This window comes from Planococcus sp. CAU13, from assembly GCF_000775575.1.
Lineage (GTDB): Bacteria > Bacillota > Bacilli > Bacillales_A > Planococcaceae > Planococcus.
This window is the reverse complement of the sequence record NZ_JRGN01000255.1, coordinates 23081-31964: the sequence shown is the minus strand read 5'-3', so window position 1 is coordinate 31964 and position 8884 is coordinate 23081. Positions and strand designations below refer to the sequence as shown.

Annotated in this window: 6 protein-coding genes and 1 other annotated feature (1 of these 7 only partly in view); of the genes, 2 read left to right on the top strand and 4 right to left on the bottom strand. The window is 47.9% G+C overall.

Translation table 11 applies throughout. The features are described 5' to 3' along the window. Window positions 1-290 precede the first annotated feature (290 nt). The gene (gene ccpA / locus KW93_RS12285; protein WP_033543315.1) at window positions 291-1292 is read left to right on the top strand and encodes a catabolite control protein A; all 1002 of its coding nucleotides are present in this window, start codon (window positions 291-293) and stop codon (window positions 1290-1292) included. Between the two features lie 54 nt (window positions 1293-1346). On the opposite strand, the gene KW93_RS12280 is transcribed toward ccpA, so the two are convergent. From KW93_RS12280 to KW93_RS12270, 3 genes are read right to left on the bottom strand one after another with little or no spacing between them, the layout of a single operon-like run. Next, window positions 1347-2540, bottom strand: coding sequence for an acetoin utilization protein AcuC (locus KW93_RS12280; RefSeq protein ID WP_200883343.1), 1194 nt, complete (start codon window positions 2538-2540; stop codon window positions 1347-1349). Next, window positions 2510-3154, bottom strand: a complete 645-nt coding sequence (locus KW93_RS12275; RefSeq protein ID WP_033543314.1) for an acetoin utilization AcuB family protein — start codon at window positions 3152-3154, stop codon at window positions 2510-2512. Before KW93_RS12275 ends, KW93_RS12280 begins: the two co-directional genes overlap by 31 nt. Window positions 3155-3172: 18 nt before the next feature. Further along, window positions 3173-3805, bottom strand: a complete 633-nt coding sequence (locus tag KW93_RS12270) for a GNAT family N-acetyltransferase (RefSeq protein ID WP_033543313.1) — start codon at window positions 3803-3805, stop codon at window positions 3173-3175. A gap of 170 nt (window positions 3806-3975) precedes the next feature. Here KW93_RS12270 and acsA point away from each other — a divergent pair, with 170 nt between their 5' ends. Beyond that, a complete protein-coding gene (acsA, locus tag KW93_RS12265; RefSeq protein WP_033543312.1) occupies window positions 3976-5694 on the top strand; it encodes an acetate--CoA ligase in 1719 nt (572 codons plus the stop codon). 57 nt (window positions 5695-5751) lie between these two features. Here the strand turns inward: acsA and KW93_RS12260 are convergent, their stop codons facing one another. Further along, complete coding sequence (locus tag KW93_RS12260; protein WP_033543311.1) at window positions 5752-8706, bottom strand: transglycosylase domain-containing protein; 2955 nt, start codon at window positions 8704-8706, stop codon at window positions 5752-5754. Window positions 8707-8810: 104 nt separating this feature from the next. Further along, window positions 8811-8884: a binding site (T-box leader), on the top strand; it runs 125 nt beyond the window's last position.

The following is an 8884-nucleotide window of genomic DNA, read 5'->3' as shown; positions in this document are numbered from 1 at the left end:
CGTCTTATTGCTCCACCCGGTCCTGAGCCGTGCCTTTGCTGAAAGAAGTCTCTAAAGATATGGAGCAAAACAGCGAAGTCGACATCCCTGTATTAGAGCAGCTTTTAGAACCGTGCTCCTTCAGTGCTGCACACTTCGTCGCAAAGACATTTTCCTCGCAAGCTTCGGCTAATGTCTTCGGAGCTGTTTTGCGGAATATCGACTGCATAAGCTTATTAATTCAACAGAAATAGTTGATATACATAAAGTTTTTAACGTATGATTGAAGAAAAGGGAAAGAGGGCGCTTACATGACCGTAACGATTTATGATGTGGCACGGGAAGCGAACGTTTCCATGGCGACAGTTTCACGCGTAGTGAACGGCAACCAGAACGTCAAACCGGCCACCAGAAAGAAAGTATTGAAAGTGATAGAAGAGCTTGGGTATCGCCCGAACGCAGTAGCGCGGGGACTCGCAAGCAAAAAGACCACCACGGTCGGTGTCATCATCCCGGATATTTCGAACAGCACATATGCAGAATTGGCTCGTGGAATCGAAGATATCGCGACAATGTACCGTTATAACATCATTCTGTCCAATTCCGATCAGAATGAAAACAAGGAATTGCAGCTGCTTGAAACGATGCTCGGCAAACAGGTGGACGGCATCGTCTTCATGAGCGACATCATTTCGCCTGAGCTGCTGTTTGAAATGGAGCGGTCTCCGACTCCGATTGTCCTGGCAGGTTCCATTGAAGAAAGTGGAAAAATCGCATCCGTAAACATTGATTATTATGAAGCTGCTTATGAAGCTGTCAAGAAGTTGATTGAAAATGGGCATCAGAAAATTGCGATGATTTCCGGTCCTTTAAGTTCCAAAATCAACAGGGATTACAAAATGAAAGCCTACCGGGTTGCATTGGAAGACGCGGGCATCCAATTCAGGCCTGAACTGGTAGTGGAATGCAATAATTCTTACGATGAAGGAATGGAGGCCGTCAGAGAGCTGAAGCCTTATAAACCGACAGCTTATTTTGTCAGCAATGATGAAATGTCGATTGGCGTCATTCACCAGGTGGAAGAAGAAGGGCTGCGGATACCCGAAGATGTGGAAATCATCAGCTATGAAAATTCCAAACTGGCACGCATGGCGCGTCCGATGCTGAGTTCAGTGGCATTGCCGTTATACGATATCGGAGCGGTGTCGATGCGCTTGCTGACGAAATATATGAACAATGAAGAAATCGATGAAAATCAGGTGATTCTGCCTTACCGCATCGAAGAACGCCAATCCACTAAAAATAGAGCATAAATACACAGGTAAAAAAGCTGCATCCGATGATGACATCGGATGCAGCTTTTAATTTTATGACAGTTTTTTCTGCGTATGGCGGATGATGTAAAGTGATTTTTCCATCATCTGCTGGTTCTTTTCAGTGATTTCTTCTTTTCGGGGTATAGGTTCATACATATTCTCAGGATCTTCCCAGGTTTTGACCAAAGCGACAGGTGCTTGCGGCTGCCATTTTTCGAACCATTGCTGAGGCAGGTTTCCGGATGGGGGAGGGGAGTCCGTCATCGCAAGCCAGACATGCGACCATGCACGCGGAACCACGCGCCAGATGTCGTAACCGCCACCGCCAACAGCAATCCATTTTCCGTCGCAGTATTCATGGGCCAGTTCATGGGCGATTTTAGGGATTTCCCTGTAAATATCCATTGTCCCGTACAGATGGGTTAATGGATCAAGGTAATGTGCATCTGCACCATTCTGGGACAGAATCACGTCCGGTTTGAAATGCTCAATAATTTCTTTCATTGCAGTGCGGTAAATTTCCAGAAACGATTCGTCTTCTGTAAAGGCGTCGATCGGAAAGTTGAAGGACGTGCCGTAACCTTGTCCGTTACCCCGTTCATTGATATTGCCGGTGCCTGGGAACAGATAGCGGCCTGTTTCGTGGATGGAAACTGTGCAGACGTCAGGGTCATCGTAAAAGCACCACTGGACGCCGTCGCCGTGATGGGCATCGGTATCGATGTAAAGCACACGTGCCCCGTACTTTTTCTGCAGGTATTTAATAGCCACTGAACTGTCGTTATAGATGCAGAAGCCGGAAGCTTTTCCGCGGAACCCGTGGTGAAGGCCTCCTCCAAGATTCAGGGCGTGCTGCGCTTTACCTTCCATGACATAATCGACGGCGGTCAAAGTACCCCCGACAAGCCGTGCACTTGCTTCGTGCATATTTTCAAAAATCGGAGTATCTTCTGTGCCGATGCCGTAGCTTTCCCCGGCTTCGGATGAAACTTCCCCTTTGCTCGCTTTTTTGACGATATCGATATAACGCTGATCATGGGCCAGCAGCAATTCTTCATCAGTGGCGATGCGGGGAGGCACAATCAGATGATCCGGAAGCGCGTCTATCGCGCGCAGCAGATCGATTGTCAGGAGAAGCCGCTTTTGATTGAAAGGGTGGGTTTCAGAGAATTTATAGCCGAGCTGGTCTTCCGAGTAGATGAAAACGGCGTGTTCTATTCGTTTATTTGCGGCATGTTTGGCCATAAGACATCAAAACCTTCTTTGCGTAAGTCATTGATAAGTGCCAGAGGATTCATCGTTTGAACACGGAAAACGAGAATTTTACTATCCTTTTTCTCACGGTCCGGATAGACCAGCACGCTGAGCACGTTAATGTTGTGCTGATAGAAAATCTTTGAAACTTCCAGCAGAACTCCGGATCGGTCCTTCACGCGCAATTCAATCTGAGAACCGGGCTGGTGCGTGCCGGTCAGCTCGATAAAAGTATAAAGAAGATCTGTTTCTGTGATAAAGCCGGCCAGTTTGCCGCCGCTCACAATTGGAAGGCAGCCAATCTGCTGTTCATAAAAGACCATGGCAATTTCTTCGACGGAATCCATTGGATGGGCGATGACAGGGTTGCGGGTCATGATTTCATCCACAGTTTTCTGATAGGGGGCTCCTTTTGGAGACACAGTAAAGCGGGAAGGCAGTGCATCCTTCAGATCCCGGTCCGTGACGACACCGACGACTTCATCGTTTTCCAGAACCGGCGCATGGCGGATCTTTTGTGTTTCAAATAATTCGATGACATCCTGTACCGTTTGCCGGGTACTCAATGTATGAACTTTTGTTTTCATGATTTCTTCCAGCAGCAATAGAAACACCCTTTCCGGTTAATACATATAACGTTGTTTGAAACGCAGCTGATCAAATTTCTGGATCGATTCGCGGTCTACCCGTTTTCCGATTTTCGCCATCAGGCAATTGGCCGGATGAGAACTGATTTCCGGCTCATCCGTGGCGTAATATTCAAGTCCGCCCGCCTGCATCATTTTCTCCATGATCTTACGGTATTCCCAGACATTGAGGCCGGTGCCCTTCAAATCCCAGTGCCAATAATATTCGGTGGTGATTACAATAAAATCTTCTAACGCATCATCCATCATGGATGTTTTGAGTAAAGCTTTGCCGACGCCGCTGCCTCTGAATTTGGGGATGACTTCGATGGCGCCGAGCTCGATCAGATTTTCCATATTTCCCTCTGACCAGCGTTCAAGCGGATCAGGATAGAGGAAAGTTACATATCCGACAATCATATTGTTATTGCGCGCAATAAGGATGCGTCCTTCAGGCAAATCAGCGATGCCGATAATGGCTTCATGCTGCTGTTTTGCAGGACGGAATGCCACCAGGTCTTCATGGAAATCAAGCGCCCGAAGTTCATGGGAAGGGACCGGACCTTCAATGACGATCCTGCCATGTTTCGTTTTCAGTTCCATTGCGTTATAAGTTTTCTTGTGTTCCATCATTTCACCGCCTGTATATTTACAATTAGCTTTATTATACATGAAAGGATAAGCGCTTGGCTAATCACTTTGAAAGCGCTCTCCATTATCTAAAAAGTGAAAATAGTTGGATTTTTGGTCACGTAGTGGGGTAGAATAAAATAGATATTAGAATTGAAAGGATGATTTGGATGAAAGTGGAATCGATGCCAGCAGTACCGGGAGATTTTAATTTACATAATTACGACGAGGTTTCAGCTGACTTTGACTGGAAAGAAGTCGAGAAGCAATTCAGCTGGTACGAAACCGGGAAAATCAACATGGCTCATGAAGCGATTGACCGACATGCGGAGTCTGCCAGAAAAAATAAGGTAGCTCTTTATTATATGGATCAGTTCAGAAAAGAATCCTATACTTTCTACGAGATGAAACGGATGACCAACCGGGCAGCGAACCTGTTGAAGTCGCATTCGGATCTGGAGAAGGGGGATCGCATATTCATCTTCATGCCGCGCTCGCCGGAACTCTATTTCATGATGTTCGGTGCGCTGAAAATGGGCCTTATCGTAGGTCCGCTTTTTGAAGCGTTCATGGAAGGCGCCATCTATGACAGGCTGGATGACAGTGATGCCAAATCCATCATCACAACACCGGATCTCGTATCCCGCGTGCCTTTTGACCGTTTGCCGAATCTGAAAACGGTTTTCCTGGTAGGGGAAAATGTTGAAGAAAACGATCACACGATTGACGTCCTGAAACATCTTCCTGCAAGCTCGGATGAATTTGAAGTGGAGTGGCTTGATAAGGAAGATGGTCTGGTTCTTCATTATACTTCAGGCTCTACAGGCAAACCAAAAGGGGTTCTGCATGCACAGTACGCAATGGTGCAGCAGCTCCAGACGGGCCAATGGGTCCTCGATTTCAAGGAACAGGACATCTATTGGTGCACAGCGGATCCAGGCTGGGTGACCGGAACGGCATACGGCGTTTTTTCACCATGGCTGAACGGTGTAACAACGGTCATCATCGGCGGACGCTTTTCTCCGGAAGGTTGGTATCAGGCGATTGAAGATTACGGGGTCACAATCTGGTACAGCGCGCCGACTGCATTCCGGATGCTGATGGGAGCAGGGGACGCGCTGGTGAAAGAATATGATCTGTCCACATTGCGCCACGTTGTATCTGTCGGCGAACCGCTGAACCCGGAAGTCATCAGATGGGGAGCGCAGGTGTTTGAACGCAGAATCCATGATACATGGTGGATGACGGAAACAGGAGCGCAGGTCATCTGCAACTATCCATCCCTTACAATAAAACCGGGTTCGATGGGCAAACCGATGCCCGGCATTAAAGCCGCCATCGTCGACGATCAGGGCAATGAACTTGGGGCCAATCAGATGGGCAACCTGGCGATCGAAAAAGGATGGCCGTCAATGATGCGCCAAATCTGGAACAATCCTGAAAAATACGATTCCTATTTCCTGAAAGATAAATGGTATGTTTCCGGTGATTCGGCTTTCAAAGACGAGGAAGGCTATTACTGGTTCCAGGGCCGTGTCGATGATGTGATCATGACTTCGGGTGAACGGGTAGGCCCGTTCGAAGTTGAAAGCAAATTATTGGAACATCCTGCAATAGCAGAGGCGGGTGTTATCGGCAAACCTGATCCTGTCCGGGGGGAAATTATCAAAGCGTTCGTAGCCCTGAATGAAGGTTATGAACCATCAGAAGATTTGATCCAGGACATTCAGAAGTTTGTGAAAAAAGGATTGGCTGCACATGCGGCGCCAAGAGAAATAGAGTTCAAGGATAAACTGCCGAAAACACGAAGCGGTAAAATTATGCGCCGTGTGCTGAAGGCATGGGAACTCGACCTGCCGGCAGGTGACCTGTCTACAATGGAAGATTGAAAATAAACACAAAAAGATCCGGGCCATTTAAAAATGGTCCGGATCTTTTTTCTTTCTTTATGCGGGATCGTCAGGTTCTTCAGGTGGTTCAACCGGCTCTGTTGGTTCTTCCGGTTCCGCTGGTTCTTCGGGCTCTTCCGGCTCATTGGCAGGAGGAGTTGCCGGTGGTGCTGCCGGCGGCGTTGCAGGTGCAGGCGCCGGTGTATTATCTTGTCCTTCATCACTCGGTTCAGCTTCACGTTCCGGTGCATCGATTGATACAGCATTGGAATTGGCTGACTCTCTTCCGGTGATATCCACAGCTCTCACAGTATAGCTGCCCGGTCCCTGGATTCTGTAAGAGTTGCCGGATGATTCAGGGATAGAGGCGATCCGTGAGTTCGAGCCGCCCGTATTTCTGTAAACACGGTAGCCGACTACATCATTTGAAGCTGAGTTGCTCCAGCTCAGTGCAGTGCCGTTAAGTGTCGCCTGGACTCCTGCCGGTGCAGCATCATCAGCATTAAAAGTCGTGGATGAAACGACGTTCGAGAATCGCGAATCCTGCGGGAACAATTTGCTCGCATCGCCGCCGAAAGGAGCAAGCATGCGGTCTATGAAGTCTTCGGAAACTCCTACGCCTCCGCCTGATACAAATTCTTCAGGTGTTGAAGGAAGTGCGGCGTAGCGGCTGCCATTGATGGTTGTATATCTGCCGGTTGTCAGGCTGTCATCTGCCTGGCTCGGCACCATGATATTGGCGTTGAACAGGTCAGATCTGACAAGTCCATCGCCCGAGCAGCCTCCACTTGGTGCAAGTCCGGAAATCCCGCAGAATGAACGGGTGACGACTCCTTCAGGTGCAGCAAAAGTTTCCTTGGTTCCAAAGAATTCAGGGTCGATATCATAAGAAGCATTCATCAATGCAGCCCATACCTGGTTGATGCGGGTTGAAGGCTGCAAATAGCTGTTGCGCATGATATCAAGTGAACTTCTCTCCTGATCATACCCCAGCCATACGCTCATGGTGACGTTCGGGTTATAGCCGACCAGCCAGACATCGCGTGTTTCCTGGGATGTTCCCGTCTTGCCGGCGAAATCAGCATCGAATTTCAACAGATTATTCGCGCGGTTGGCAGTTCCGCCTGGCCCGTCAAAGACATCGCGCATCATATCGGTGATGATATATGAAGTTTGCGGAGTGTAAATTTCTTCAGTTTGTATTTCGTACTCGTAAATGATATTTCCTTCAGCGTCTTCAATCCGGTCGATCATTGAAGTGCCCTTAAAAATGCCGCCATTGGCAAAAGTTGCATATGAACTGGCAAGTTCTTCAGGCGTCGCTTCAATACCTGCACCGAGTGCAGCGGACAGGGCGCCGTTTTCTGATTCCGTTACAGAAGACAAACCGTTTTTCAATAAATAATTGATCGGCATCTGATTTTGAATCTGGGCGAAAAGGCGTACAGCCGGTATGTTTTGTGACTCGGCGAGTGCAGCACGGGCCGACATGATGCCCTGCTCACTTGTACGGATAAAGTTGGATGGGCTCCATGTGTCGCCGCCATTGTCAACTATTTCAAATTTCACATCAACAACCGGGCTGCCGGCTCCGATTCTGCCGTACTCAATTGCTGGTGCATATACCAGCAACGGTTTGGCAGTGGAGCCGATGGAACGGGATGCCTGAGTTGCGTAGTTGAAATTGGATATTTCGTAATTCCGACCACCCACAAAGCTTAAAATCCGTCCTGTGTCATTTTCATAAGTCGCCGCTCCGACCTGAACAGGCATCGGCACTTCCTCTTCTTCACCTTCCTGATTGACGATTGTCTTAGTCAGGGTGGGGCCATACATTTCATAGGCATCTTTTGCAGCCTGCTGTGCGATGTAAAGTTCCTTGTCGATGCTGGAATGGATCCGGTAGCCTCTTGCGCGGACTGCACGGTCAGCCAGAATTTCATATTCTTCGAATAACTTGTTGTTCTCTTCCAATGATGCAGGGTCAATTCCGGCTTCTTCGGCAAGAACATCCATGATGATGCGGGTCGCCCGTTTCTCTATTTCTGTCGTGATGTAAGGATATTGTTCGGAGGAACGGGTGGTGTCTGTTCTGAAATCTTTGGTTATGTCATATGCCAGCGCTTCATTGTATTCCTGTTCTGTGATGTACTCGGTTTCAAGCATCCGGAAAAGCACTGTTTTCATCCGGTCGATGCCGAACTGCAGGTATTCAGGCTCCTTCAATCCGCCGCCGGAAGAAAAAGGCGTGTATCGGAAAGGCGCTTTGGGGATTCCTGCAATGAATGCCGCCTGCGGCAGATTCAGTTCACTCGCATTTACATTGAAAATCCCGGATGCAGCTGTTTCAATCCCGGCAATATTGGTTCCGGCTGAATTTCGGCCGTAAGGGATGATATTCAGATATGCCTCAAGAATTTCTTCTTTGGTCATGAATTTTTCAAGGCGCATTGCCAGTAAAATTTCCTTTGCTTTCCGTTCATAGGACACTTCGTTGGTCAGAATCTGGTTTTTGATGAGCTGCTGGGTCAGCGTGGAACCGCCCGTTTGGCTGTCGGCATTGGATACATCCTGGAAAAGGCCGCGGAAAATCGCTTTGGGCACGATGCCGTCATGTTCTTCAAAATACTCATCTTCGGTAGCCAGTACCGCATTGATTGCATATTCGGAAACTTTTTCAAGATTCGTTTCTTCGCGGTCCAGATCTGTTCTCAATTTTCCGAGATACTGATTATCGGCGAAGAATATCTCGGAGGTCTCTTCATAAGCATAAATTTCGCTGCGCATTTCGCTTTCCGAGCGAAGTTTTTCTTCATCAACAAGAGAAGCAAAATATCCTGCGCCGACTGATGCGGCAAAAACTCCGCCAACCACCAGAATGATCGCGAACAGGATAGCCAGGTTCCAAAGAACGCCGGTCGTTATGTTCAGTCCTTTGGCCCATTTTGTCGAACTCCATCTATTGTATGTGTCTTCGGATTTCTGCTGCCAGTATTTTAATCGTTCGCGCACATTATCTACCCCCTAAAATCTTTTTATATTATAGCATATTCTATTATTGTCCACTAAGTTATTGACAAACAGTGAGAATAACGTACACTACTAGTATATTTTAATATTAAACTGTGAAGAACCCGAAGTAGGAACTGCGATTTTTTCAAAGAGAGCCGGTGGATGGTGCAAACCGGTA

What these genes read in the sequence shown, in the direction of transcription:
- ccpA (WP_033543315.1), top strand. Translation starts at nt 291, where the DNA reads ATGACCGTAACGATTTATGATGTGGCACGGGAAGCGAACGTTTCCATG.
- KW93_RS12280 (WP_200883343.1), bottom strand. Translation starts at nt 2,540, where the DNA reads ATGGCCAAACATGCCGCAAATAAACGAATAGAACACGCCGTTTTCATC.
- KW93_RS12270 (WP_033543313.1), bottom strand. Translation starts at nt 3,805, where the DNA reads ATGGAACACAAGAAAACTTATAACGCAATGGAACTGAAAACGAAACAT.
- acsA (WP_033543312.1), top strand. Translation starts at nt 3,976, where the DNA reads ATGAAAGTGGAATCGATGCCAGCAGTACCGGGAGATTTTAATTTACAT.